We start from the raw sequence: 25,666 nt of genomic DNA, 5'->3' as shown, positions 1-25,666 counted from the left end.
ATATTCCTCTGTAGTTCAAGCAATTAGCCACCCGCACCGGCATAACGACGCATTCCCCGTTGCCACATGCCATTTAATAAGCCGACACATATCACCGCTAAAGCAGCCATGCCCAGCACGGTGAGTGGCAAACTCGCGCCGCGTAGTAAAGCTTGGCACGGCCACCACACCGTACCGGCCAGCGGCAAGGCCATAAAAATCATCGTTGCTAATTTAGGAAATAAATCCAGCGGATAGCGCGACATATCGGTAAGTTTGCCCGACATTGAAAACACCGGATCAGACTCTCCAATCCAAAAACAAGTTGAAATTGCCGCCAAATTAATCACCCACAGCACCAACGCCGATAGCGGCAATAGCAACACAAATCCAAGGTAAAACAGCGGCTCAGACAATAAAGGACTACCCCACAGACCAAATAGGCAATACGCCAAACCAATCGCCAGCACCACAAAGCCTTGCGGATGAAAACGTTCGAGCGCCAGCAGCAAGAGTGGATTGGCAGGACGAGTATAAAAACGCAGAAACGCCCCCGTTTTAAGCCAATGCTCCAACCAAAACATGCCGTTGTAACACGCACTTTGCGGCGCAAAAATGCAGAACATAAACCCCTGCATAAAGATCAATTCACCGCGATGCCAACCGGCAATCGTGCCCGTCGCGCCAAGCATAAAATACAGCGTTGCTGCCGTTGATAAAGACGTCGCCGCCACCCCCAAGATCATCAGCGCAAAATCGGCCCGATGTTCTAACCGCGCCCGCGCCTCAGAACCAACCATGCGCCGATAGGCACGCCAAAATGGACTCAGTTGCATTTTATTTCCTTTAATCAAAGTAGGTCGGATGAGCCGAAGGCGTTATCCGACTAAGGATCTGGTTCGTATTAACTTCCTTATTTTTACCTGTGCAGGTCGACTAAAGTCGACCCTACGTAGGGTCGGCTTCAGCCGACTGATTTCAAATCGGGAAGTTATTTCGAGCCATATCCTAAGCAGGTGTCGGATAACGCTACGCTCATCCGACCTACGACTTCCTCATACCAATTAAGCGCCAAACACAATCAATTTGCGCAGCACCACCCGCCCCGCCCACGCTGCAGCCAAAACAAAACCCAGCGCCCAAGCCGCTTGGATCAATAGCGGTTGCACGCTCACGATCTCGCCATTGATGTAGCCGACAGGCGTATTAAAAAAGTGCCCAAAAGGCAGGTAGGCCAAAACTTCACGCATGCCAGCGGGGAAAAACGCCATCGGAATCAATGCCCCGCCCAAAAACATCACCAAAGCGTCTTTACTGGCGGTGATGCCCCATAAATCGGTGGCAATAAATCCCGCCAAAGCAACGACAAAATCAATGCAAAACAGCAATACAAACGATAAAGCAATCGAGGCTAACGCCAAAGGAATCGTCTTCGGCGTCAGGCTTAAATCGAAATACCATAAAAACAGCGCAAACGCCGGCAAGATATACGTCGCTTTGGCCAGAGCGCGCCCCAAGGAAATAGCAAACTGCCTCAGCGGTAATGACATCGGCAAAATCAATTGCGTGGCGATTTCGCCCGAGCGAATTTCACGCGCCAGCCGCCAATCGGTACCAACGGGCAAAAAAGCCAATAGCGTTTGCGCCACCAACACATGCAGCACCGCGCTATTAAAAGTCATCCCCGCCCGCGTTGGCGTATCGGCATACAGCGCTGCCCATAGGTAATACAGCAACCACATCGCAATCAAATAACCAATGGTCACCAACCAGCGCCCTTTGCGATCAGTCGCAACCAGGCGCGCACTGCCCCATGCCAGCGCGGCACAGCCTTTAAATGGAATGCCTAACATACCGCCTCCGCTTGATTGGCCAAATAAAAACCATGCAGCAATTCTTCAAACTCTTGCTCCACCGGTTTAAGCTCGCTCACTGAATACGGCGCGAGTAATTGCATCAACTCGGCAAAGGGCAAGGTATCGTGGCGGGCGATTTCTAGCCATTCACCGCGCTGGCGTACTGGCAAAGCCGAATGATGCGCGCGCAGTTGTATTTCAGCAGCGGCGACCAAATCAGGCTGCAAACGCGCCGCCCACCAGCGGCCATCACCCGCGTGCGAACGAAAATCCGCCAAGCTGCCGTCAAAGCGGAGTGTGCCTTTGTCGATCAATAACAATCGCTGCGTCAGCCGCTCAATATCGCCCACATCGTGCGAAGTAATCAGCACCGTAGTGCCCGATTCTTGATTCAGTTTACGAATCAAACCGCGCATTCTGGCTTTCATGTCCAGATCAAGCCCAATGGTTGGCTCATCCAAAAACACCACGTCGGGGCTGTGTAAAAAAGCGGCGGCGATTTCGCATAACATCCGCTGCCCGAGTGACAAAGTACGTACCGGGCGCTGATAAAATTCATCCAGATTGGCTTCACGGCGAAATAAATCTAGCCGGGCCTTAAACGCCGCCTGCGGCACGTCGAACAAAGCCTGCAAAATTTCAAATGAATCTTTCACCGGCAAATCCCACCACAATTGGCTGCGCTGACCAAACACCACGCCAATTTTCTTGACGTATTTCACCCTATCCCTTTGTGGATGGTAGCCTGCGACCAATACCCTTCCTGAGCTGGGTTCTAAAATCCCGGTTAACATTTTAATCGTCGTGGATTTTCCCGCCCCATTGGGGCCAACCAAACCCACGCACTCGCCAGCGGCGATATTAAAATTCACCGCGCTCACCGAGAGTTTGTCCTCATAGTTGGCACGCAGCAGATGCTTTAAACGCTCGCCCCAATTTTTGGGTGCAATCGGCGTGCGATACACGCGGCTTAGGTTTTCAACTTGAATCAGCATGTATTGCTCCTGTAAGTCGGGTTAACGCAGCGTTACCCAACATGTTCGTACTAGGCCTGCGATGAGGACTTCACCCGCCGCCAAAGTTCGCGCTCAATCCAAAACCCAAGACCAAGCCTCGTTGCGCAATGAATAACAGGTGAGTTTCAGACAAACTGTGAATGCGCCAAATAACCCAACTGGGGATTAAGCCTGCTCACCATTGCAACCATCGCGGCCATCGCCCGTCAGCAAAGTAGCTAACGCCAACACTAGCGTGGCAAGGTCGATTTATTCGGTATTGAGATTGCAAGACTTCAGCCATGACCTGCCAAAAGTTTTCACATAGATTACGGGCTTGTTTGTTTGGTGAAAATGTTGCAATATGACATTTGATTTGTCAAAAACTCACATCGCAACTTATGGCGCTCATTTACCGCGAACGACTCGACATCGGCCCTGAATCGCCGCAGATCATGGTCGGCACACACGTGTTTCACAAAGAGCCGTATCCACCGCTACGCGACCGAGGCATTTTGATTTGCGGCATTAGCGAAGGACGTGATTTTTTTGAAGTCGAGCGCGTGGATACGCCATGGCATGTGCTGGCTTTTTGTCTCACCGGCCGCGGTGAAGTATTTACGCCCGACGGTGTTACGCGTGGTTTTGGCGCTGGACAATTGGCGCTGATGCCGCAAGGCGTGCACAGCGGCTATCGGCGCATCGGTGAAGCGCAGATGCTGCACGTGTGGTTTTTGCTGTATCGCCACTCGCGTTGGGATGATCTCAACGGCAAACAGCCGGCGATTTTGGCCAGCGCAGAGGGCGAAGCGCTATTTGATGCGATGCGACAATTTCACCGTGAAACGCAGCGTTTTAACGCGGGCGAACCGGGTAATTTGGCGGTGCAATCACTGGATTTTTTATGCTTGGCGCTCGATCGCGCGCTGCTGCCGCTACGCAGCACGCTGGGCTGGCTGGAGCAATTGCAGCAAATGTTCACGCACGTACAAAAAAACCTCGACCAAGTTTGGGATAACGCAGCGCTCGCCAAGCAACTGCACATCACCATCACGCATTTACACCGCTTGTGCACACAGCATTTGGGCGAAACACCGAATAAAATTGTTTTTCGAATGAAAATGAATCAGGCCAAAGAACTGCTGATGCATGGCATCAGCGTCGGTGAGGTGGCACGTATTACGGGCTATCAAGAAATCGCTAGTTTTTCTCGGCGTTTTCGCCAACATTTTGGCTACAACCCTAGCCAAGTACTCAGCAAACACCTCGCCAGCGCGGGGCATCAGCAGATTTGGGAATGAATTTTTATGTGCCTGCGGCACTTTGTTTTACAGTCGCAGTCCGCGACGGGGACTCACTTTTAGCTGCGCAGAAACTTCGTTTTCTTGCTTCGCCAAGAAAAGTAAGCAAAAGAAGGCGACCCGAGGCGAAGTCGGCTCCGCCGTTCAGCCTTGCACCCCGCGTCGCTAAGCGGCAAAGCCGCTAAGCTTTGGCGTCGCCTCTCTCGTCGCGAGCCTAGGGTCTCGCTCCTCGCTCGGCCTTCGCTTTAACGGGGGGCTTAAGCCCCAGCTCAATCAGCAAGGCACAGCATCAACGTAAATATCAACATTTAATTCAATAGGTATATTAGTACAGAGCACACCCATCAAACCCCAAGCAGCAATACCCTCTCGATATTTTGGGTACAGGCCACCGCCAAATCGGCGACGTCCATCCCGCGCAGTGCGGCGAGTTCATTGGCGATTTGCGGCAACTGCGCTGGCTCGTTGCGCTGTGGTGGATGGCCAGCTAACCAGCTGGGCGGCATGTCGGGGGCATCGGTTTCCAGCACCAGCGACTCCAGCGGTAATTGAGCTGCCAAACGCCGAATCCGTTGCGAGCCACTGTAAGTGAGTGCGCCGCCAAAGCCCAAACAAAACCCCAGCTTGATAAATTCAGCGGCTTGCTGCTCGCTGCCATTAAACGCGTGCGCAATCCCGCCTTTGACTCGCCATTTGCGTAAGTATTTGAGCACCTGATCTTGGCTACGGCGAATATGCACAATCACCGGCAAATCATAATCTCGGGCAATTTTGAGTTGCGCCTCAAAAAAATAAATTTGCCGTTCACGATTGAGATCGGGCAAATAAAAATCTAAGCCAATTTCCCCTACGGCAATCACCCTGCCTTGATCAAGCTCAGACCGTAGCAGCGGCAAGTGGTCCTCACGATGCTCTGCCTCATAAATGGGATGTAAACCCAAGGCAATATGCGCGCCATATTGCTGATCCATTGCGCGGGTTTTTGCCATCGTCGCCGCAGTAATCCCCGGCACAAGCCAAGCGGTAACGCCAGCGGCGAGTGATCGCGCCAGCACCGCGTCTCGATCAAGATCAAACTCAATGGCGTCTAAATGGCAATGGCTATCAATGAATTTCATTGTGCGCGCTTCTCGAAAAATAATGGATTGCAGCAAGAGATCGGACAGCACTGACTTGTCGCATTTTACCCAAAGTCAACTCCCCCTGCGCACCGCTACAAGCCGTGATTGCGCTGGCGGCGCTCCTCAGCAGAATGTCATTGACAACAGCCACCTAGGCAATTGAAAACAAAGCGTCAACAAAAAAATGGTTTCATCTATTTTAACAATGCAAATAACTTGCTACAACTTGACTAATGACTATCTTATAAGCAGAAATTTCTCTTTGTGAGGCTTAATAATGAAAATCATCCATAAATTGATCCTACTGACCCTCATTCCAGTCGTGGCGCTGCTACTGATCACTGGGATAAATTATCAGCAGCTCAATAAAATCAATACCGCCAGCCATGAAGTGACCGATAACATCGTACCGTCGATCACGCTATTGGCCCATGTCACGGACCAATACTCTAACTTACGTCGTGCTTTCTTATTGCATATTCTGGAAGCAGATAGCGAAAAGAAAAATGAAATAGAGCGGGATTTCAAAGCACAAGCGAGCGAAATTCAAGATGCCCTACAAAAGTATGAAGCGATGCTTTACGACGACACCGATCGGGCAAACTTGGCGAGTATCAAAAGCGAGCTCAATGCTTGGCTACCCATTACTGGGCAAGTTTTTAAACTCTCTCATGAAAATAACACCAGCGAAGCGATGCAACTGATTACTCAAACCGCAGCGCCGCAAGCCAAAAAGGTCGTTGCCGCATTGCAAAAAGCCGAAGATTACAATGCTGAGCTGACGCAAAAAATGCGCGCCGACGTTAACAATGCCATTAGTAGCTCTGTCAGTATGGGCGTGACTTTAGGTCTACTGGCGATTGCTTTACTTTGCGTGGTGAGTTTGATTATTGCTCGCAGCATTACTGGGCCTTTAAATAAAATGCAAAATTTTATGGTTGACCTTGGTACCCACTTTGATTTTACCAAACGGATTGATGTGCATAACAAGGATGAGATTGGGGTGTCTTTAGTAGCGCTCAATAGCTTACTTGATACCTTGCAAGCGAGTTTAAAAAAGCTGGCTCACGTTGGCAGTCAAGTCGGGGTCTGTGTGAATGGCTTATCTAATTCAAGCGCCGAGCTATCGAGTGCCTCACGCGGGGTGAGTGAGTCGGCGTCAAGCATGGCCGCTGGCGTTGAGCAAGTCACGGTGAGTGTGACGCATGTGGCCGATCGGGCGCAGCAATGCGATATGACCGCCCGTGAAGCCGGTCGTTTAGCCGGAACGGGCGGCGAAGTCATTGACAATACCATCAACAGCATTAATCAAATCGCCGATCAAGTGCGCCAATCGGCAGGACAAGTCGAGAATCTGAAAGACCGTACCAACAGCATTACCTCGGTAGTGAATGTCATCAAAGACATTGCCGATCAAACTAATTTGCTGGCGCTCAATGCCGCAATCGAAGCGGCGCGTGCTGGCGAACTGGGGCGTGGTTTTGCGGTGGTGGCCGATGAAGTGCGTAAACTGGCCGAACGCACCTCAAGTTCAACGCAAGAAATCACCAGCATGGTGAGCGAGATTCAAAACGAGGCCAATCACACCGTGCAAACCATGCAGCAAACCGTACGCCAAGTGGATAATGGCGTCAGCATGGCGCATGAGGCTAGTACGGCGATTAGTAATATTCGCAAAAGCGCCGATGACGTTGTCGCACAAGTGAGTGAAATCTCTAGCTCGATGCGTGAGCAAAGCACCGCCAGCGCGATGATGGCGCAGCAAGTTGAGCGCGTGGCACAAATGAGTGAAGAAAGTAGCAGTGTGGCCGAACAAACGGCGTCAGAAGGTGGCCGTTTGAAAAGCCTTGGCAACGAGCTGGATGAGGCGATTGCACGCTATAAAGTACAGTAAGTCATATGGGCCGAGTTTGCACTAGCCGACTCAGCCCCATCGTCTGACTCACGAAAAGCCGCGACTAGCGGCTTTTTCATTGTCCCGAATCAAAATATCTGCACTGACGATGCCTGCTCGATCTGCGTCAAATTCAGCTATATCAAGATGACAATGGCGGTCAAAAAAACATCATTTTTTCATTCATTATAAAAAACACCGATATTCATCAAAAATTCATGACATCGGTCAAAATGCCCCCCCCACACACAAAACCTTTCATGCAGTGGAATTATAGCAAAACACAAACGAAAGACAAAAACGCCTTGCCCTTACAAAACAAACAACTATCGTAACAGAATCGTGTTTGCTAATTGGGATGAACCACCATGAAAATCGTACACAAACTAATCATATTGATCTTAGTTGCCTCACTAGGTTTGCTAGTGATTTCTGGCCTTAGCTATAAACATTTTAGTGAAATCAAAACCGCCAGTTATGACGTAACCGATAATATCATTCCGTCGATTGTGGTTTTAGGCAGTGCGCGTACTGATTTTGGCGACATGCGCCGCTATCTGGTGGTGCATGTGGCGCACACCGATCAAGCTAAAATGCGCGCTACCGAAGAAAAGTACAATAAATTGCATACCGAATTAGATGACAATCTGAAAAAATACGCGGGCATGCTGTACGACGATACCGACAAAGCCAATCTGGCGGCCATCCGCGATCTGTTGCCAAGCTATCTCGCCGCGAGCAAAGAAACCATGGCGCTATCGTATGCCGACAAATCAGCTGAAGCGCTGCAGAATTACGAAGAAACAGTGCTGCCCATCGGCAATCAACTCAACGAAGCTTTTAATAAAACCGAAAAATATAATGAAGAACTGACCGATCAGCTGAAAAAAACCGTTAACGACACGATTGCAAACTCGATGTCGCAAAGCATCATTATCGCCATAGTGTCGTTGATTGTATTTGTTATGCTTGGCTTATATATTTCACGCAGCATTACCCTGCCACTGAATGAAATGCGCCAATTTATCGTCGATTTAGGTACGCGTTTTGACTTTACCCAACGTATGCCAATCAAAAACCAAGATGAAATCGGCGTATCAGCCGTTGCACTCAATGGTCTGCTCGACACTTTACAAGCGAGTTTACAAAAGCTGGCTCACGTTGGTAGCCAAGTCGGTGTTTGCGTGAATGGACTATCTAATTCCAGCTCTGAGCTTTCCAGTGCCTCACGCGGCGTGAGTGAATCAGCATCGAGCATGGCCGCTGGTGTTGAGCAAGTGACGGTGAGTGTGACGCATGTGGCCGACCGGGCGCAGCAATGCGATACGACCGCACGCGAAGCGGGTCGTTTAGCCGGAACGGGCGGCGAAGTGATCGACAATACCATCAACAGCATCAACCAAATCGCCGATCAAGTGCGCCAATCGGCTGGGCAAATTGAAAACCTAAAAGATCGTACCAACAGCATTACCTCGGTGGTGAATGTCATCAAAGACATTGCCGATCAAACCAATTTATTGGCACTCAACGCCGCGATTGAAGCGGCACGTGCTGGCGAACTGGGGCGTGGTTTTGCGGTGGTGGCCGATGAAGTGCGTAAGCTGGCTGAACGCACTTCCAGCTCAACGCAAGAAATCACCAGCATGGTGGCCGAGATTCAAAACGAGGCCAATCACACGGTGCAAACCATGCAGCAAACCGTACGCCAAGTCGATAATGGCGTCAGCATGGCGCACGAGGCTAGCACGGCGATTAGTAATATTCGCAAAAGCGCAGATGATGTTGTCGCACAAGTGAGTGAAATCTCGAGTTCGATGCGCGAGCAAAGCACCGCTAGCGCCATGATGGCGCAGCAAGTTGAGCGGGTCGCACAAATGAGTGAGGAAAGTAGTAGCGTTGCCGAGCAGACGGCTTCTGAAGGTGGTCGTTTAAAACAGCTAGGTAACGAGCTCGATGAGGCGATTGCACGCTATAAAGTGTAATCAGCACTAGCAATCGCTTAAAACGGCTGAGTTTGCATTGGCAGACTCAGCCGTTTTCACATTCTATTTTGGCGATTGTTGATTGCTACGCAATCGCACAAAAATGCGCTCAAGCCGCAGACAGCTCGGCGAGCACATCGAGCACATCGAGCACGGCGAGGCGAGCAGCCTTTTGCCGAATGACAGAAAGTAATCCATTCATTTTAAAATGCCGCTATTGGCTGCATTTGGGTCGCGCAATGCTGTTTGTTCCCCATTTAGATTTATTTTTGCGATCTATGCAAATGATGCAACTTATTTTGGGAGCTTTAATCCAATACCCATTAGAATTCACCGATTAAATAACGACAGGTGCAGTGATGGATATTTTGATGAGTCTTTGGGTCGGCTACCCGGTGTGGGTTTGGCTGATGTTTTTTGTAGTGGTGCTGTCTTTATTAGCATTTGACTTAGGCGTATTGCAAAAAGACGACCACGAAATTAGCGTTAAAGAAAGTTTAAAACTTTCAGCAATGTATATTGCCATGGGTTTATTGTTTGGCGCTTGGTTATGGTGGTATCGCGGCGCAACATCTGGCATGGAATACATTACCGGCTATTTGATTGAAAAATCACTGTCAATGGACAATGTCTTTGTCATTGCTTTGATTTTTACTAGTCTGGGCGTGCCACGAATTTACCAACATCGCGTGTTGTTCTGGGGGATTCTGGGCGCCATCGTGATGCGCGGGATTATGATTAGCGTCGGCGCGGTCTTGGTGTCTGAATACCAATGGATCTTAATGATCTTTGGGGCATTCTTGATTGTGACCGGGATTAAAATGCTGCTGGCCGATGATGAACACGGCAAATTAGAAGACAATGGTTTTTATAAATGGCTACGTAAGCACATGCGCTTTACGACAGCGATTCATGGCAACCTGTTTTGGGTGCGTGGCGAGCAGCATGGTTTGGCCAAAGGTTGGTGGGCAACGCCGTTATTCTTGTGTTTGATCTTGGTAGAAACCGCTGATTTGGTGTTTGCTGTCGATAGTATCCCAGCGATTTTCGCCATCACACAAGATCCGTTTATTGTGTATACCTCGAACATCTTTGCTATTTTAGGTTTGCGTGCTTTGTATTTTGCTTTGGCCGCAATGGTGCATCGCTTCCATTATCTAAAATATGCCTTGGCCGTGGTTTTGGTGTTTATCGGGATCAAGGTCGGTTTGGTGTATCTGAACGACATCCAATTGGTGGCGTTTAAGATTCCAACCTTGGTGTCTTTGGTGGTTACTTTTGGCTTATTGCTCTCTGGGGTCTTGTACTCGTTGTGGAAAACTCGCGACGAGCCGAATGATCCACAGAAATAATTAACGCAGCACTTTGTATTCAACCCCGCTGATGCGGGGTTTTTTATTACCCTGACAAAAACCATCGATCAGCTTTCTAATCAATACAAGCATCAAGCGGCTAAAGTAAATAATCCAACCGGAGTACGCCATGTCATTGACCCCTAAGCAGATTCATTTGGTACAAGACAGCTTTGCCAAAGTTGAGCCGATCGCCGATCAAGCGGCGGTGATTTTCTATCAGCAGTTGTTTGCCATTGATCCTACTTTGCAAAACATGTTTAAACACGACATGAAAGCACAAGGAAAAATGCTCATGAGCACACTCAAGCTGGCGGTGGGCAGCCTGAATGATTTACCTAAGCTGGTGCCGGTATTAGAAAAACTGGCTGTACGCCATCTTGACTATGGCGTGAAAGATGCGCATTACACCTTGGTTGGCAATGCCTTGTTAAGAACGCTCAAGATTGGTTTGGGCGATGGTTTTAATGATGAAACGCGTGAAGCATGGTCGGCAACCTACCGTTTAATGGCTAAAGTCATGAAAACCGCCACGGTTTAATCTGGTTTCGCTGCGGTTTGCAAGGCCGGGCGAATCAACCAAGAGTGAATCGCCGCCAATACAATCAAACACGCCGCCACGCCGCCCGTCACAACCTCTGGAATATGAAACCGAGCCGCCAAGAGCATGACCGCAGCCAAAGCACCAATGGCCCAAAATGCGCCATGCTCCAGATATTTAAACGCATTGAGCGTGCCCTTCTCCACCAATAGCAAAGTAAAACTGCGCACAAACATGGCACCAATGCCCAGCCCGATCGCAATCAAAAAGATATTGCTGGTTAATGCAAATGCACCTAAAACGCCATCAAATGAGAAAGAAGCGTCGAGCACTTCCAGATAAATAAATCCGGCTAGCCCGGTTTTTGCTGCCGCGCCCTCATCACCGATCAGCGCTCCCAAACCATCGACCAGCATAAAAACAATCATGCCCCAAATACCGGCGACTAAAAACCGATAGGCTTCTGCCACGGGCAAGGATCCAGCCAATACAATCAGTAATAACAAGCACAACAACAATGCGGCCAAATCTAATTTGCCCAATTTGGCGAGCAGGCGCTCAACAGGGCGTAACCAATGAATGTCTTTTTCTGCATCAATAAAAAAATTCAAAAATACCAGTAGTAAAAAAGTCCCGCCAAAAGCTGAGACCTCAATATGCGCTGAAGTTAAAATTTCGGCGTAGCGATGCGGTGCCGCAATGGCCATCGACAACACATCATTGGCCGGCCACAGCCCCGAGCTCAGATAATGCCACAGCGCCATTGGCCCCGGTAATGGTGGCATTTGGGCAATCACCGCCACAATCAGCAAGGGAAACAGCACCCTCATCCCAAACACCGCGATGAGCATACCCCACAGCAAAAAGCGTTTTCGCCACTTTTCGTCCCAATGCTTGAGTACCGAGGCATTCACCACCGCATTATCAAAACTTAAGCTGGTTTCTAATAGGGCCAAATTAAAAGCAATCCACAAGCCCCCCCAGCCCGCGATGAACCATGCGCCAATTAAGCCAATCAGGGTCACGACCAATGAACTGTGGAAATAGCGAATCATAAAATGCCTCGATTAGATGTGTCTTATTATGCCGCACTTTAGCCCGCGCAATAAAATTGCGGCTACGGCCATAAAATTTCTGCTTATTTTCCACGAAAAAACTGTGAATTATCAATTCAGCGGCCACTAGATGGCGACTGACTCTTGGTCTCAAGAGTGTGAAAGCCTATACTCTTACCTATTGATTTTGTCTTTGGCTCACTGCCCCGGAGTTTCTTAATGAGCAATCCTTACCTCGCGCTGGTTGAAGCGCACAATGCTTTATTACAAAAAACAGATGCCCCCTTATTCGCCAATTTAGATACCTTGGGACATAGCCCAAAACCGGTATTGGCTGCCGATGCTCCGGTGGTGATGATTTTTGCGCCGCACCCTGACGACGAATGCATTATCGGCGCGCTGCCGCTCCGCCTTGGTCGCGAAGCGGGCTTTCGCGTAATGAACGTAGCTGTTTCGCAAGGCTCAAGTCTAAAACGTCAACCAGAGCGCTGGGTTGAAGTTAAAAATGCCTGTGATTACCTTGGTTGGGACTTGCTTGAGACCATTCCTGGTGGTTTGATGGATGTGAACTGCAAAACCCGCGACAACAACCCAAGTGCTTGGGCAGAAAAAGTCGCCGTCATTCGCCAATTGATCGAGCAATACCAGCCACAGGTGGTGGTGTTCCCGCACAATAATGACTACCACTCAGCGCACATTGGTACGCATTACTTGCTGATGGATGCACTTAAAGCCGCTCAGCACGCTTGCACCGTGGTGCAAAGTGAGTTTTGGCGTCAGATGGAAGCGCCAAATGCACTCATCGCGACCAGCCAACAAGACACCGCCGATCTGATCGCCGCGCTCGCTTGCCACGTGGAAGAAGTACGTCGTAATCCGTATCATTTACGTTTGACTGGCTGGATGGCCGATAACGTTCGCCGTGGTGCGGAGGTGTGCGGTGGTCAAGGTGCTGCAGCACCGACGTTCTCATTTGGAACGATTTATCACATTAGCCGTTTTGATGGGCAGCAATTGCTGGCAACCGACAAAAAATTCACCCTGAGTGAAAGCGATGAGATCCAAGCGATTTTCGCTTAATGCTCTAAAAAAACCGCAGTTCAAAACTGCGGTTTTTTTACGCACTCAATATGGCAAAAGGGATAGTCATGACACTGACTTTACACACGCTCGCCACTGGCGTTGAATACTTGGGCATCGCGATTTTAATACTCTCCACCTTGCTGGGTTTATGTCTTTTTGTGCGTGATGTTTACCGTAGTCAGACCATTGATGCAGCTTACAATGCCCTGCGAGAACAACTCGGGAGGGGGATTTTATTAAGCCTTGAGTTTTTGATTATCAGCGACATTATTTACACCATCGCCATTGAGCTCACGGTAGATAACCTACTCAAGCTAGGCTTGGTGGTGATCATCCGCACCTTTTTGAGCTTTACCATGGAGCTTGAACTCACCGGCCGCTGGCCGTGGCAAAAAAAGAATTAAACGTCGTTTGCTCCCATACGCCGCCCATTGCCAATCGCAGCGGCTAAATCAAAGCTCTCCAGCCCCTAGTTCATGACGATTTCATCGACGTGGATTCAATCATTGCCCAGTTACGCCTGTTAACTAAGTCACTTGAGCGATTGATAGTCATTGCTCATACCGACGTTTCTTTCTATAAAAGAAAGATTAAAAAGTGTTTTAAACAGGAATTAACATGAAATCAGTACTGGTTTTGATCCTTTGCTTGGCTGCCACCATCGGCAGTGCGACGCTATTAACGCCGCGTACCCTAGCGAGCAAACCCAGTGCTTCGCAGGCTTTATGCCAAGCGGGCGATTCGGCCAAATGCTGCTGGCAGCATTTAGAATATCGCAGCTATTAGCCGATCAAGCCGCCAGAGCAGCGCAATCAAGGACATCGGTTTTGGTTTTTTTAAGCTCAGTCCGAATCAATTTAGCCATATCGACATCAAATGCAGGACGTTCTGCCGCCAACAATGCCGGCAATTGATCAAGATGGCCAATGGTCCCGAGATAGCACCAATGATCCAATACATGCCAAACTGGCGACCACTCTGGCCCTTCGCTGATGGCGACTGCGCCAGCATAAGGCCACGGCGCTAATTGATGCTTGGCGAGTGCGGCCAGTAGGCGGCCATTGTGTAAGCCCATGGGCTCGTGGCCAATACAAGCACCGCGACAATCGCCTTGCAAATGCGCCTGACAGGGTGAACCGTCTTTTTTAGCGGCTTCCAATCCTAAAGCTTGTCGGCATAAGCCTTGGGATTTAATGATTCGATTCATCAGATTTTGTGCTTCGCGTGCGCCCCGAAATGGGCCGAACAATTCTCCGCTAGCTTGGCTTAATGCCGTCAAAGCGATCAATTGCGGTTGCAGCGGCAATATCGCTGCACCACGCACTACTTTAGGTAATTCGATCTGCCATAGCGACTGAGTTTGATCTACTTTGTGCCGTATTGATGAATTCATTCTTGGCCGAAAAGTTTGAATCAGTTGCCGCTCAAGCAAGGTATTACCGAGCTCACCAGCGGTTTCGACCCAAGTAATTCGACGCAGATCACGCGCCAGATACGCCGCAGGGCCTTCATTGGCTTTTTTACCAAAATGCTGCAAGACCCGACGGCGAATATTCAGACTGCTCCCCACCCACAAGGCTTCGCCCTGCTCACCATAAAATACATAGACGCCTGCCGTATCGGGTAAATCATCAATCACGCTGTCTGAGATTTGGCTCGGCAATGCCGGCGGACGTATCAGCTCATCAATCGCAGCACTGACACGCTCACGACCTAAATCATTGATCGCGGCTTGAAGAAATTGATAAATCAATTGCGCATCGGTCAAAGCACGATGCCGCTCGCCGCTATATTGCAAATCATGGCGGGCAATTAAAGCGTCCAAGCTGTGCTTGAATTCTTCGGGATACAGTTTACGAGAGAGCTGCACGGTACATAGCACTTTGCCACGAAATACCCGCCCTAAACGCTTAAATTCATTGCGCAAAAAGGTGTAATCAAACCGGGCATTGTGCGCGACAAAAATTCGATGATGCAGCTTATCGAGCACCTCATCGGCTAAGTCTGCAAATACCGGCGCATCGGCAACCATCGCGTCATCAATGCCCGTTAAATTCTGAATAAATGGGGGTATTGCTTGGCAAGGATTAACCAACGAGGACCAGGAGCTTATACCTGATGAATCCACTTGAATTAAACCGATTTCAGTAATTCGATCACTCGAAGGGTTAGCACCCGTTGTTTCCAAATCAAGCAACACCAGCGGCGCGGGATAAAACGGATGCGTCATACGTCAGCTCAATAAATAAATTAAATATCAATCAATGCCCGCAGCAATACATTGCGCGAGCCATAAAACCAAAAAGCTTGGAGTGCCTTAGCCCAATAGGCCAAAGTCAATCCAAGCTCGGGGCAATTTTAGACGCGTTTGCGACTATTTCTTTACCAGTCGGAAGCACTGATGAATGCGCTTATTGCGAAAATCTTCAGGGATCGATTCTGCCGTTAGGTTTTCGCTACGATCAACAAACATCGGGTCTAATTCAAAACTGCGTAAATTGTTCGAAAAATACAATACGCCGCCCGGTGCCAGCATGGCCATGCAAGATTCAATTAAATAAGCATGGTCACGTTGCACATCAAGCACACCGAGCATTTTTTTTGAATTCGAGAAACTCGGTGGATCCATCACGATCAAATCATATTTTTGTGGGCTACACGTCGCTTCACGCAAGAACTCAAACACATCAGCACGCACTCGCTGATGATTGATTTCATTCATGCCGTTCAGTGCAAAATTGCGCCCCGCCCAATCCAGATAGGTATTGGACAAATCCACCGTTAAGGTCGACGCCGCGCCACCTGCAGCGGCGTACACACTAAACGCGCCGGTATAGCTAAATAAATTAAGGAATCGTTTGCCCTTCGCTTCCATCATCACCCGCTTACGCGTATTGCGATGGTCTAAAAACAAACCAGTATCAAGGTAAGCTTCCAGATTGACTTCAAAATTGAGGCCATTTTCTTGCACCACAAAAAATTCGCCCGCGCCTTCGGCTTTCTCGTATTGAGTCAGCCCTTTCATCCGCTTGCGAATTTTGAGCGCCACTTGCTCAAGCGGAATGCCAAACACCTCGGCCGTTGCCGCATGGACTTCATCCACCCAGGCTGAATACGCCTCGTCCGTTTCCATCCAGCCGGTATCGTATTCTTGTAAATGAACACGGTCGCCATACACATCAACAATCATTGGAAATTCAGGCACGTCACGGTCATAAATGCGATAGCAAGTCAGCCCCTGACGGCGCGCCCATTTACCCCAATGGCGCATATTTTTAGTGAGACGATTTTTATAACTGGAGAGATCAGACATGGCAGCAACTGAAAAGCAAAAGCGTAGTTTAACAGCTCAGACCGATTTCGATGAGCTTAGTGGTATTTATTTCCACAAAATCAAGGTTTAACGGCCGGCCAGCAAACGCAAAAAGACCGGATCAGGCACATATTGCTTCACGACATTTTCCCAACCGGTGGGGCCAACTAAGCCCTTCACCATCGTCGAGCTGATTTCGGCGATCTCGCGCGGCGGCATTAAAAAGACCGTATCAATGTGTGGCGCTAGATCAGCATTCACATAGCGCATTTTGCGTTCAAATTCATAATCCGCTGCTTCACGAATCCCCCGCAAAATAAATTGCGCACCTTGCTCACGCGCATAATCCACTAAGAAACGATTTTCAAAGGTTTCAACGCGTAAATTAGGCCATTGATTGGTGGTTTCGCGCAGCATCGCCACACGATCTTCAACGCTAAACGTGTAACGTTTATCGGGATTTTCACCAATGGCGACAATCATTTCGTCAAATAATTTAACGCCATGCTCGATCATCCATAAATGCCCCTTTGTTACAGGGTCAAAACTACCTGCGTAAACGGCACGCCGCATGACAACACTCCAAAACAACGGGACGCTTAAGGAATGGCGCAACCCCAAAGAAATAAAAGATTCAAACTATCTGCGCACGGTGCACTGCACCATTAACGTTATTCTAACTCAGTCACCGTCCCTAAAATGCTCAAATTGACGGTACTTCGTCGCATTACAACGCCGTATTCGCTGAATACTATACCATCAGCAAACAATAATTTAAGATGCTCGATAAAGAATGACACTTGGAGGGGAATAGGACGTGTTAAAAAAACTCATTATTAGCGCCAGTTTATCCATCGCGACTTTTGCAAATGCAGAAATTGTCATTGGGCAATCCGTACCCACCACGGGTATTGCCGCCGAAACCGGCAAAGCGATTGCGCTTGGCGCTTCGCTCTATTTTAATAGTATTAATGGCCGAGGCGGTATCAACGGCGAATTAATCAATCACATTGTGCGTGATGATGCTTACGACGCACAAAAAACACTAAAAAACACCCAAGACTTTATTGAAAAAGAAAATGCAGTGGCATTAATTTCTTATTTTGGCACCTCAGGTATTTCTGAGCTCATCAAAACCAAAACATTAGATCATTCAGGCATTCCTTTAGTTGGTGTTCATAGTGGTGCCGAATCCATTCGCAATGCCGGTAATTTATTTATTTTTAATACCCGCAGTAGTTACAATCAAGAAACTGATCGCATAATCAAATTACTCGTCGGTAATTTAGGGGTTACTAAAGTTGCGGTCGTTGCCGAAAAAGGCGAATTAGGCGAGGCTGGCGTGGCAGCATTAAAAGCTTCGTTGGCCAAACATCAGCTTAAATTAGTCGGTGAAGCTTGGTATGACAACAAATCCGGCGACACCAATAAAGCCGCACAAGAGCTCGCTAAAATAAATCCAGAAGCCATTATTGTCGTTGCGCTCTCTAAACCCGCCGCTTCATTTGTGCAGCAATATAAAGAGAAAGGCGGTACATCACAGCTTTACTCTCTTTCGCCAGTCCAGTTTGAAGAGGTCGCCAAAACAATTGGTAAGAAAGGGGCGCATGGTTTAGGAATTAGCCAAGCCTATCCTTATCCATATAATAGCCGCAGCAAGTTGATTCAAGAATTTCAAGCTGCCGTTTTTAATGAAATGGGAACGGGTTCAGGCAAAGAAGAATCTTTGTCAGCCATTGCCAATTACCCAAGTTATGCCATGCTCGAAGGTTATATTTCTGCTCGGCTCATTGTTGAGGCCATTAAAAGAGCAGGAAAAACCCCGACTCGTTCAAGTATTTACAACGCCTTAACCACAATGAAAAAATATGATTTAGGCGGATTTACCATTGATTACAGTGACAAAAATCGCAATGGTTCCAACTTTGGCGAAATCACTATGATGTCACCAACAGGGGCGTTATCCCGATAGTTGCGCTATTCAATAAAAAAGAGCCGAATCGGCTCTTTTTTATTGTTAACACCAATTCAAACGCATTAAGTTGCGAAAAAATCTTTCACTTTATCCATAAATGATTTAGCACGCGGATTGTGCTTATCTGAATCACCTTGGCTGATTTCTTCGAACTCTTTTAGCAATTCTTTTTGACGCGCAGTGAGCTTCACTGGCGTTTCCACCACAACATGGCACATTAAATCGCCAGTCATTGCGCTACGCACGCCCTTAATCCCCTTGCTACGTAAACGAAATACCTGTCCGGTTTGCGTTTCTGCTGGAATCGTAATTCGCGCCTTACCCGATAAAGTAGGAATTTCGATTTCACCGCCCAATGCCGCACAGCTAAAACTAATTGGCATCTCACAATGCAAATCATTGCCTTCGCGATTAAATACGGCGTGCTCTTTAACATGAATCACAACGTATAAATCACCTGGAGGCCCACCATTCACACCGGCTTCGCCCTCTCCACTCAAGCGAATACGATCACCTTCATCCACACCAGCAGGAATTTTTACCGCCAATGTTTTGTGCGTTTGCACGCGACCAGTGCCTTTACAATTACGACATGGGTCAGGAATGTATTTCCCCGAACCATGACATGTCGGGCAGGTCTGCTGAACGCTAAAGAAACCTTGCGACACACGAACTTGACCATGACCGCCACAGGTATGGCAGGTTGTTGCTTCGGTACCGGGCTTAGCACCAGAACCATGGCAAACGTCACATTCATCATGCGATGGAATTTTAATCTGCTTTTCTACGCCACGTGCCGCGTCTTCCAGCGTGATTTCCATGTTGTAGCGTAAATCAGCACCGCGATAAACATTACTCCGTCCGCCACGGCTACTACCGCCGCCACCGCCAAAAATATCACCAAAAATATCAGCAAAATCACCAAAACCGCCGCCACCGCCGCCACCCATACCGGCTTGCTGGTCAACACCGGCATGCCCGTATTGATCGTAGGCTGCGCGTTTTTGATCGTCCGATAAAATTTCGTAGGCTTCTTTACCTTCTTTAAATTTGTCTTCAGCTTCTTTGCTGTCCGGGTTACGGTCCGGATGGTATTTCATCGCCAGTTTGCGATACGCTTTTTTAATTTCTTCGTCTGAAGCGTCGCGATTAACGCCCAAAATGTCATAAAAATCTTTTTTTGCCATGATGCTTATCCCTGAGACAAAAAAGCACAGCCGCCTGCATTGCAAGCGCTGTGCCTATCTGCTTATGCCAAATTACTTGTCTTTTACTTCGGTAAATTCAGCATCAACCACGTTGCCATCGTCTTTTGCATCACCAGCCGGTGCTGCACCAGCTTCTGGTGCGGCTTGCTCAGCGTACATTTTCTCAGCAACTTTGTGGCTCGCTTGCATCAATGCTTCAGTCTTAGCTTCGATCACTTCTTTGTCGTCGCCTTTAACTACTTCTTCAAGCTCTTTCACTGCGGCTTCAATCACGGTTTTTTCGTCAGCAGTCACTTTATCGCCAGCATCCGCCAACATTTTAGTCACTTGATGAATCATGCCTTCGCCCGCATTGCGCGCTTGCACTAATTCGACTAATTTTTTGTCTTCTTCCGCATTCAACTCAGCGTCTTTTACCATCGCTTCGATTTCGGCTTCTGACAAACCCGATGACGCTTGAATCGTGATTTTAGCTTCTTTACCTGATGCTTTGTCTTTCGCACCAACGTGCAAGATACCATTAGCATCGATATCAAAAGTCACTTCAATTTGTGGTACACCGCGCGCTGCCGCTGGAATATCGCCCAAGTTGAATTGACCCAACGATTTATTCGCCGACGCTTTTTCACGCTCACCTTGCAACACGTGAATCGTTACTGCGTTTTGGTTGTCTTCAGCGGTAGAGAACGTTTGTGATGCCTTAGTTGGAATCGTGGTGTTCTTTTTGATCAGCTTAGTCAACACGCCGCCCAAAGTTTCGATACCGAGTGACAATGGCGTAACGTCCAAGAGCAAGATGTCTTTACGATCGCCACCCAATACCGCGCCTTGCAATGCCGCACCAACTGCAACCGCTTCGTCTGGATTCACGTCACGACGTGGCTCTTTACCGAAGAATTCTTTTACTTTTTCCAGCACCATCGGCATACGCGTTTGACCGCCAACCAAGATCACATCATCGATGTCTGACGCTTTTAGACCGGAATCTTTCAGCGCAATCTTGCATGGCTCGATTGAGCGGGTAATTAAGTCTTCAACCAAAGATTCAAATTTAGCGCGAGTGATTTTCAATACCAAATGCTTAGGACCCGTTGCGTCCATTGTTACGTATGGCAAGTTGATTTCAGTTTGTGCTGCACTCGACAATTCGATTTTGGCTTTTTCTGCCGCTTCTTTTAAGCGTTGCAATGCCATTACGTCGTTTTTCAGGTCAATGCCTTGTTCTTTCTTGAACTCAGCAATGATGTAATCCATCAAACGTTGGTCAAAATCTTCACCGCCCAAGAAGGTATCGCCGTTGGTAGCCAATACTTCAAATGCCGTCGAGCCATCCACATCAGCGATGTCGATGATCGAAATATCAAACGTACCACCACCCAAGTCATACACCGCAACTTTGCGATCGCCTTGGCCCACTTTATCCATACCAAACGCCATTGCCGCAGCAGTTGGCTCATTGATAATGCGTTTTACGTCCAAACCAGCGATACGGCCGGCGTCTTTAGTCGCTTGACGTTGGCTATCGTTAAAGTAAGCCGGAACCGTAATAACGGCTTCAGTGACTTCTTCACCGAGGTAGTCTTCGGCAGTTTTTTTCATTTTGCGCAAGATTTCAGCCGAAATTTGCGGTGGTGCCATTTTTTTGTCGCGAACCGAAACCCAAGCATCGCCGTTGTCCGCAGCCACGATCGAGAATGGCATTGAATCGATGTCTTTTTTTACTTCTTTATCGACGAACTTGCGGCCGATCAAACGCTTCACTGCGTACAAAGTATTTTTTGGGTTTGTTACCGCTTGGCGTTTAGCTGGCGCGCCAACCAAAATTTCGCCGTCTTCTTGATAAGCAATAATCGAAGGTGTCGTGCGCGCACCTTCAGCATTTTCGATCACTTTAGGTTGACCGTTTTCTAAAACAGCCACACAAGAGTTGGTTGTACCTAAATCGATACCAATAATTTTAGCCATGTCGTATTTTCCTTCTTTCTAATTGCGGCTCACGCTAAGCGGAGCACCTTGTTCAATTAACCTTAATAATCAAGTGGGGATTGGTATTTGCATTTCAAGCCCACCGACTTCATTTATGCTAATAAATTATTTTGCTGCCGCAACCACAACCATGGCTGGGCGGATTACGCGGCCAGATAATTCATAGCCTTTTTGCATCACTTGAATCACCGTATTGGCTTCTTCATCACTGGGTGCCATTGAAATTGCTTGATGCTTGTTTGGATCTAATTTTTCACCGATCGGGTTAATTTCCAGTAGATCAAACTTTTCAAACACATTGCTAAGACTTTTCGCGGTTAAATCAACGCCCGTTTTCAGCCCTTCAAAATTGCCCGATTCATCCAGCAAAGCCATATCAATCGCGTCTTTGACGGCAATGACTTCACGCGCAAATTTTTCTAAAGCAAATTTGCGGGTGCGTTCATTTTCTTCTAATGCACGGCGACGGGCATTTTCCGCTTCAGCGCGAATATACAAAATATCTTGGCGTGCTTTATCTAGATCAGCCAAAGCGGCGCTCAATTGCGCCTCAATGCCACTATCAACTTCATCAGCCACGGTTTCTACCGCAGGGGCCACGACGGGCTCTTGTTCAATTGCGTCTTTATTTACGTCTTGAATATTGTCTTGACTCATTGCTGCACTCCAAATTTGTTACGTTCCGATATGAAATGGGGGTAGGCACTTGCTTTTCAAGAGCGGGGTCACCGACAAAATAGAAACCCTCTACAGGCAAGCCCCAATATGTAGTAAGAATAATTCGACTACACTATGGTGCAGCGCAATAAAAACATTGCACTGAATAAAAACCCTGCTTCAATGAAAGCAATAGCGAGTGCACACGATAGACAATTGAAATACCGCGCTTGATCACTGAGGCCAAGGATTTAAAACCACCCTGAGTATTGTATATACCCAATGATTTTAGATTGCTGCCAAAGTGACCACTTAAAAGGTGTTCAAAATAAGTACACTCAAAATTGCCCTAACCAACACGGAGATCAGTATGAGCACGCAAGCAAAACGCATCGCAGCAATCGAAAATGACTGGCAGACCAACCCGCGTTGGACGGGCATAACACGCCCTTATACCGCAGCGGATGTAGATCGTTTGCGAGGTACTTTATTGCAGGAATATACCCTTGCAAGTCATGGCGCAAAAAAACTATGGCAACTCATGCATGAGACGCCTTACGTTCACGCCTTGGGCGCATTGACCGGTAATCAAGCGATGCAACAAGTCAAAGCCGGTCTTAAAGCCATTTATCTTTCTGGCTGGCAAGTGGCGGCGGATGCTAATCAAGCCGGTGAAATGTACCCAGATCAATCACTGTATCCAGCCAATTCAGTACCGCAAGTTGTTCGCCGTATTAATAATACTTTAGCGCGTGCCGACCAAATCAATCACTCAGAAGGTGATGACAGTATTGATTTTTACGCACCGATTGTTGCTGATGCCGAAGCGGGTTTTGGTGGCGTACTGAATGCGTTCGAGTTGATGAAAGCGATGATTGAAGCCGGTGCTGCTGGGGTTCACTTTGAAGACCAACTGGCCTCAGTTAAAAAATGCGGTCATATGGGCGGCAAAGTCTTGGTGCCAACGCGTGAAGCCATCGAAAAACTGGTTGCCGCGCGTTTAGCTGCCGACGTGATGGGCGTACCGACCATTATCGTGGCACGCACTGACGCTGAAGCGGCTGATTTGCTCACCAGCGATGTAGATGACAACGATAAACCATTCTGCACTGGCGAGCGCACGATGGAAGGCTTTTACAAGACGTATCCAGGTCTAGACCAAGCCATCTCTCGCGGTCTAGCGTATGCCCCTTATGCGGATCTGGTTTGGTGTGAAACCGGCAAGCCTGATTTGGAATATGCGCGCAAATTTGCCGATGCTATCCATGCCAAATTCCCTGGTAAATTGCTAGCTTATAACTGCTCGCCATCGTTTAACTGGAAGAAAAACCTTGATGACGCCACGATTGCCAAGTTCCAAAAAGAACTCGGTGCCATGGGGTATAAATTCCAATTTATCACCTTGGCAGGCTTCCATGCCTTGAACTACGGCATGTTTAATTTGGCGCATGGCTATGCACGCGAAGGCATGAGCGCTTTTGTTGAATTGCAAGAAGCTGAATTTGCTGCTGCATCACGCGGCTTTACCGCAGTAAAACACCAGCGGGAAGTTGGCACCGGTTACTTCGATCAAGTGACTCAAGTGATTCAACAAGGCAAATCATCCACCACCGCCTTGCAAGGTTCTACCGAAGAAGAACAATTTCATTAATCGGGTATTAGCATATAGAGCATGCTAAATAAGGTGTAGCGACAAATACCCTGTGACGGCACCTTGTGTCGTCACAGTCTCTTGCAAGGGAGCATCACAATGAATATGCGAATTAAAGGTCAAACGAGTCCAGAAGTCAGCAGCATCCTAACGCCAGCGGCACTTGATTTTTTGGCGCAACTACACCGTCAATTTGAACCCCGCCGCCGTGAATTAATGACCGCTCGCCAAACTCGCCAAGCGCAATTGGATGCGGGCATCAAACCTGATTTTCTTGCCGAAACGGCAAACATTCGCGCCAGCGACTGGCAAATCAGCCCATTACCGGCTGATTTATTAGATCGACGCGTCGAAATTACCGGTCCAGTCGAAAGAAAAATGATGATCAATGCCCTTAATTCTGGGGCAAAATCATTTATGGCCGATTTCGAAGATTCCAATACCCCCACTTGGAATAACCAAATCGAAGGCCAAATCAATGTGCGTGATGCTTATCGCCGCACAATCCACTTTACTAGCCCAGAAGGCAAGGTTTACGCGCTCAACGCTGAAATTGCCACCCTCGTCATTCGGCCACGTGGCTGGCATTTAATGGAAAAACATTTCGAAGTCGATGGCGAAATCATGTCCGGTTCGCTATTTGATTTCGGTTTAGTGGTGTTTCACAATCTGCAATATCGCCTCAGCCAAGGCAGCTCTTGTTATTTCTACTTGCCCAAAATGGAATCCCATCTTGAAGCACGCTTATGGAATGACGTGTTTACTTGGGCCGAACGTCAGCTTGAGGCGCCCCATGGCTGTATTAAGGGCACGGTTCTGATCGAAACGATTTTGGCCGCTTTTGAAATGGATGAAATTTTATATGAATTGCGTGAGCATTCATCAGGTCTAAATGCCGGGCGTTGGGATTATATTTTTAGCTGCATCAAAAAATTCCGCATGGATCGCGACTTTTGCCTAGCCGATCGCAGCCAAATCACCATGACCGTGCCGTTTATGCGCGCGTACTCCTTATTACTACTCAAAACCTGTCATCAGCGTGGCGCACCAGCAATGGGCGGCATGTCGGCGTATATTCCGGTTAAATCCGATCCAGTGGCCAACGAAAAAGCCATGAGCCAAGTGCGTGCCGATAAAGAGCGCGATGCCGGTGATGGCTACGATGGTGGCTGGGTGGCGCATCCGGGCTTAGTTCCTGTCGCGATGGCCGCTTGGGATGTGATCTTGGGCGATCAGCCCAATCAAATTAGCAAACAGCGTGCTGATATTGCCTGCTCGGCAGCAGATTTACTCAACTTCCAACCCGAAAGCCCAATTACTGAGGCCGGTTTACGCGGCAATATCTCGGTCGGTGTGCAGTATTTGGCATCGTGGTTAGCCGGTATGGGTTGCGTACCGATTCATAACTTGATGGAAGACGCCGCCACGGCTGAAATTAGTCGCTCGCAAATTTGGCAATGGCTACGCTCAGACAAGGGCGTACTCGATGATGGCCGCAAAGTCACCGTGGCGATGTTTCATCAATGGTTGCCTGAAGAAGTGGCTAAAATCCAAGCGCAAGGCCGTTTTAGCGCCACCTTGACTGAGGCGGCCAAGCTCTTTGACCAAATCACCACTGCCGATGAGTTTATTGAGTTTCTGACTTTGCCGGGCTACGCCAGAATTGCTTAACCGGACTCGATGTAGTCATTAATCTGCCTCGGGAAACCGAGGCATT

The 25,666-nt window shown here is 48.3% G+C and carries 22 protein-coding genes; 11 read left to right on the top strand and 11 right to left on the bottom strand.

All coding sequences use genetic code 11. The features are described from left to right. Nucleotides 1–23: 23 nt before the first annotated feature. The 3 genes from Q0V82_RS05865 to Q0V82_RS05855 all read right to left on the bottom strand — a co-directional run bounded on the left by Q0V82_RS05865 (nucleotide 24) and on the right by Q0V82_RS05855 (nucleotide 2,830). Entirely contained in the window at nucleotides 24–815 is a 792-nt protein-coding gene (locus Q0V82_RS05865) for an ABC-2 family transporter protein (protein ID WP_297573493.1), read from the bottom strand. Nucleotides 816–1,043: 228 nt separating this feature from the next. After that, on the bottom strand, nucleotides 1,044–1,832 hold the full coding sequence (locus Q0V82_RS05860) for an ABC-2 family transporter protein (RefSeq protein WP_297573491.1): 789 nt from the start codon (nucleotides 1,830–1,832) through the stop codon (nucleotides 1,044–1,046). Next, on the bottom strand, nucleotides 1,826–2,830 hold the full coding sequence (locus tag Q0V82_RS05855) for an ATP-binding cassette domain-containing protein (RefSeq protein WP_297573489.1): 1,005 nt from the start codon (nucleotides 2,828–2,830) through the stop codon (nucleotides 1,826–1,828). Before Q0V82_RS05855 ends, Q0V82_RS05860 begins: the two co-directional genes overlap by 7 nt. Before the next feature lie 401 nt (nucleotides 2,831–3,231). Between Q0V82_RS05855 and Q0V82_RS05850 the strand changes: the two genes are divergently transcribed. Then, complete coding sequence (locus Q0V82_RS05850; RefSeq protein WP_297573486.1) at nucleotides 3,232–4,131, top strand: AraC family transcriptional regulator; 900 nt, start codon at nucleotides 3,232–3,234, stop codon at nucleotides 4,129–4,131. A gap of 344 nt (nucleotides 4,132–4,475) precedes the next feature. Here Q0V82_RS05850 and Q0V82_RS05845 read toward each other — a convergent pair whose 3' ends face one another. Continuing rightward, a complete protein-coding gene (locus Q0V82_RS05845) occupies nucleotides 4,476–5,249 on the bottom strand; it encodes a TatD family hydrolase (RefSeq protein ID WP_297573484.1) in 774 nt (257 codons plus the stop codon). 280 nt (nucleotides 5,250–5,529) lie between these two features. Here Q0V82_RS05845 and Q0V82_RS05840 point away from each other — a divergent pair, with 280 nt between their 5' ends. The 4 genes from Q0V82_RS05840 to Q0V82_RS05825 all read left to right on the top strand — a co-directional run bounded on the left by Q0V82_RS05840 (nucleotide 5,530) and on the right by Q0V82_RS05825 (nucleotide 11,021). Next, on the top strand, nucleotides 5,530–7,146 hold the full coding sequence (locus tag Q0V82_RS05840; protein WP_297573481.1) for a methyl-accepting chemotaxis protein: 1,617 nt from the start codon (nucleotides 5,530–5,532) through the stop codon (nucleotides 7,144–7,146). A gap of 368 nt (nucleotides 7,147–7,514) precedes the next feature. Next, nucleotides 7,515–9,128: a methyl-accepting chemotaxis protein gene (locus Q0V82_RS05835; protein WP_297573477.1), complete on the top strand. Its 1,614-nt coding sequence runs from the start codon at nucleotides 7,515–7,517 to the stop codon at nucleotides 9,126–9,128. Between the two features lie 371 nt (nucleotides 9,129–9,499). Next, entirely contained in the window at nucleotides 9,500–10,480 is a 981-nt protein-coding gene (locus Q0V82_RS05830; RefSeq protein WP_297573474.1) for a TerC family protein, read from the top strand. 130 nt (nucleotides 10,481–10,610) lie between these two features. Further along, nucleotides 10,611–11,021, top strand: coding sequence for a globin family protein (locus Q0V82_RS05825; RefSeq protein ID WP_297573471.1), 411 nt, complete (start codon nucleotides 10,611–10,613; stop codon nucleotides 11,019–11,021). Here the strand turns inward: Q0V82_RS05825 and Q0V82_RS05820 are convergent. Continuing rightward, nucleotides 11,018–12,076, bottom strand: coding sequence for a DUF475 domain-containing protein (locus Q0V82_RS05820; RefSeq protein ID WP_297573468.1), 1,059 nt, complete (start codon nucleotides 12,074–12,076; stop codon nucleotides 11,018–11,020). The genes Q0V82_RS05825 and Q0V82_RS05820 overlap by 4 nt on opposite strands. A 219-nt stretch (nucleotides 12,077–12,295) precedes the next feature. Between Q0V82_RS05820 and Q0V82_RS05815 the strand changes: the two genes are divergently transcribed. The 3 genes from Q0V82_RS05815 (at nucleotide 12,296) to Q0V82_RS05805 (ending at nucleotide 13,945) form a co-directional block, all read left to right on the top strand. After that, nucleotides 12,296–13,156, top strand: a complete 861-nt coding sequence (locus Q0V82_RS05815; RefSeq protein ID WP_297573465.1) for a PIG-L deacetylase family protein — start codon at nucleotides 12,296–12,298, stop codon at nucleotides 13,154–13,156. Nucleotides 13,157–13,224: 68 nt separating this feature from the next. Continuing rightward, the gene (locus tag Q0V82_RS05810; protein ID WP_297573461.1) at nucleotides 13,225–13,563 is read left to right on the top strand and encodes a DUF1622 domain-containing protein; all 339 of its coding nucleotides are present in this window, start codon (nucleotides 13,225–13,227) and stop codon (nucleotides 13,561–13,563) included. Nucleotides 13,564–13,777: 214 nt separating this feature from the next. Beyond that, the gene (locus tag Q0V82_RS05805; protein WP_297573458.1) at nucleotides 13,778–13,945 is read left to right on the top strand and encodes a hypothetical protein; all 168 of its coding nucleotides are present in this window, start codon (nucleotides 13,778–13,780) and stop codon (nucleotides 13,943–13,945) included. A 4-nt stretch (nucleotides 13,946–13,949) separates the two neighbouring features. On the opposite strand, the gene Q0V82_RS05800 is transcribed toward Q0V82_RS05805, so the two are convergent. From Q0V82_RS05800 to coaD, 3 genes are all read right to left on the bottom strand, one after another. Then, the gene (locus Q0V82_RS05800; RefSeq protein WP_297573455.1) at nucleotides 13,950–15,389 is read right to left on the bottom strand and encodes an exonuclease domain-containing protein; all 1,440 of its coding nucleotides are present in this window, start codon (nucleotides 15,387–15,389) and stop codon (nucleotides 13,950–13,952) included. Between the two features lie 144 nt (nucleotides 15,390–15,533). Further along, the gene (locus Q0V82_RS05795; RefSeq protein WP_297573452.1) at nucleotides 15,534–16,472 is read right to left on the bottom strand and encodes a class I SAM-dependent methyltransferase; all 939 of its coding nucleotides are present in this window, start codon (nucleotides 16,470–16,472) and stop codon (nucleotides 15,534–15,536) included. Between the two features lie 87 nt (nucleotides 16,473–16,559). Then, on the bottom strand, nucleotides 16,560–17,045 hold the full coding sequence (gene coaD / locus Q0V82_RS05790; protein WP_226764825.1) for a pantetheine-phosphate adenylyltransferase: 486 nt from the start codon (nucleotides 17,043–17,045) through the stop codon (nucleotides 16,560–16,562). 244 nt (nucleotides 17,046–17,289) lie between these two features. Between coaD and Q0V82_RS05785 the strand changes: the two genes are divergently transcribed. Further along, nucleotides 17,290–18,444, top strand: coding sequence for an ABC transporter substrate-binding protein (locus Q0V82_RS05785; protein ID WP_297573448.1), 1,155 nt, complete (start codon nucleotides 17,290–17,292; stop codon nucleotides 18,442–18,444). Between the two features lie 65 nt (nucleotides 18,445–18,509). On the opposite strand, the gene dnaJ is transcribed toward Q0V82_RS05785, so the two are convergent. The 3 genes from dnaJ to grpE form a co-directional block, all read right to left on the bottom strand. Beyond that, nucleotides 18,510–19,634 carry a molecular chaperone DnaJ gene (gene dnaJ / locus Q0V82_RS05780; protein WP_297573445.1) on the bottom strand — a complete coding sequence of 375 codons (1,125 nt, stop codon included), beginning with the start codon at nucleotides 19,632–19,634 and terminating at the stop codon, nucleotides 18,510–18,512. A 72-nt stretch (nucleotides 19,635–19,706) separates the two neighbouring features. Further along, the gene (gene dnaK / locus Q0V82_RS05775; protein WP_297573442.1) at nucleotides 19,707–21,620 is read right to left on the bottom strand and encodes a molecular chaperone DnaK; all 1,914 of its coding nucleotides are present in this window, start codon (nucleotides 21,618–21,620) and stop codon (nucleotides 19,707–19,709) included. 126 nt (nucleotides 21,621–21,746) lie between these two features. Continuing rightward, nucleotides 21,747–22,298: a nucleotide exchange factor GrpE gene (gene grpE, locus Q0V82_RS05770; protein ID WP_297573440.1), complete on the bottom strand. Its 552-nt coding sequence runs from the start codon at nucleotides 22,296–22,298 to the stop codon at nucleotides 21,747–21,749. Nucleotides 22,299–22,668: 370 nt separating this feature from the next. On the opposite strand from grpE, the gene aceA reads away from it, so the two are divergent. Continuing rightward, nucleotides 22,669–23,949 (top strand): isocitrate lyase, encoded by a 1,281-nt coding sequence (gene aceA / locus Q0V82_RS05765; RefSeq protein WP_297573437.1) that lies wholly within the window; start codon nucleotides 22,669–22,671, stop codon nucleotides 23,947–23,949. A 99-nt stretch (nucleotides 23,950–24,048) separates the two neighbouring features. Continuing rightward, nucleotides 24,049–25,620: a malate synthase A gene (gene aceB, locus Q0V82_RS05760; protein ID WP_297573435.1), complete on the top strand. Its 1,572-nt coding sequence runs from the start codon at nucleotides 24,049–24,051 to the stop codon at nucleotides 25,618–25,620. Nucleotides 25,621–25,666 lie beyond the last annotated feature (46 nt).

It is taken from the genome of uncultured Deefgea sp., from assembly GCF_947072475.1.
Lineage (GTDB): Bacteria > Pseudomonadota > Gammaproteobacteria > Burkholderiales > Chitinibacteraceae > Deefgea.
Note: the sequence above shows the minus strand (reverse complement) of the source record. Positions and strands in the feature narration are given on the sequence as shown.

Coding starts and splice junctions, on each gene's coding strand:
- Q0V82_RS05860 (WP_297573491.1), bottom strand. CDS start 1,832: ATGTTAGGCATTCCATTTAAAGGCTGTGCCGCGCTGGCATGGGGCAGT.
- Q0V82_RS05840 (WP_297573481.1), top strand. CDS start 5,530: ATGAAAATCATCCATAAATTGATCCTACTGACCCTCATTCCAGTCGTG.
- Q0V82_RS05820 (WP_297573468.1), bottom strand. CDS start 12,076: ATGATTCGCTATTTCCACAGTTCATTGGTCGTGACCCTGATTGGCTTA.
- Q0V82_RS05800 (WP_297573455.1), bottom strand. CDS start 15,389: ATGACGCATCCGTTTTATCCCGCGCCGCTGGTGTTGCTTGATTTGGAA.
- Q0V82_RS05810 (WP_297573461.1), top strand. CDS start 13,225: ATGACACTGACTTTACACACGCTCGCCACTGGCGTTGAATACTTGGGC.
- Q0V82_RS05815 (WP_297573465.1), top strand. CDS start 12,296: ATGAGCAATCCTTACCTCGCGCTGGTTGAAGCGCACAATGCTTTATTA.
- aceB (WP_297573435.1), top strand. CDS start 24,049: ATGAATATGCGAATTAAAGGTCAAACGAGTCCAGAAGTCAGCAGCATC.
- Q0V82_RS05835 (WP_297573477.1), top strand. CDS start 7,515: ATGAAAATCGTACACAAACTAATCATATTGATCTTAGTTGCCTCACTA.
- Q0V82_RS05845 (WP_297573484.1), bottom strand. CDS start 5,249: ATGAAATTCATTGATAGCCATTGCCATTTAGACGCCATTGAGTTTGAT.
- Q0V82_RS05830 (WP_297573474.1), top strand. CDS start 9,500: ATGAGTCTTTGGGTCGGCTACCCGGTGTGGGTTTGGCTGATGTTTTTT.
- Q0V82_RS05850 (WP_297573486.1), top strand. CDS start 3,232: ATGGCGCTCATTTACCGCGAACGACTCGACATCGGCCCTGAATCGCCG.
- dnaJ (WP_297573445.1), bottom strand. CDS start 19,634: ATGGCAAAAAAAGATTTTTATGACATTTTGGGCGTTAATCGCGACGCT.
- Q0V82_RS05795 (WP_297573452.1), bottom strand. CDS start 16,472: ATGTCTGATCTCTCCAGTTATAAAAATCGTCTCACTAAAAATATGCGC.
- Q0V82_RS05825 (WP_297573471.1), top strand. CDS start 10,611: ATGTCATTGACCCCTAAGCAGATTCATTTGGTACAAGACAGCTTTGCC.
- coaD (WP_226764825.1), bottom strand. CDS start 17,045: ATGCGGCGTGCCGTTTACGCAGGTAGTTTTGACCCTGTAACAAAGGGG.
- dnaK (WP_297573442.1), bottom strand. CDS start 21,620: ATGGCTAAAATTATTGGTATCGATTTAGGTACAACCAACTCTTGTGTG.
- aceA (WP_297573437.1), top strand. CDS start 22,669: ATGAGCACGCAAGCAAAACGCATCGCAGCAATCGAAAATGACTGGCAG.
- Q0V82_RS05805 (WP_297573458.1), top strand. CDS start 13,778: ATGAAATCAGTACTGGTTTTGATCCTTTGCTTGGCTGCCACCATCGGC.
- Q0V82_RS05865 (WP_297573493.1), bottom strand. CDS start 815: ATGCAACTGAGTCCATTTTGGCGTGCCTATCGGCGCATGGTTGGTTCT.
- Q0V82_RS05855 (WP_297573489.1), bottom strand. CDS start 2,830: ATGCTGATTCAAGTTGAAAACCTAAGCCGCGTGTATCGCACGCCGATT.
- grpE (WP_297573440.1), bottom strand. CDS start 22,298: ATGAGTCAAGACAATATTCAAGACGTAAATAAAGACGCAATTGAACAA.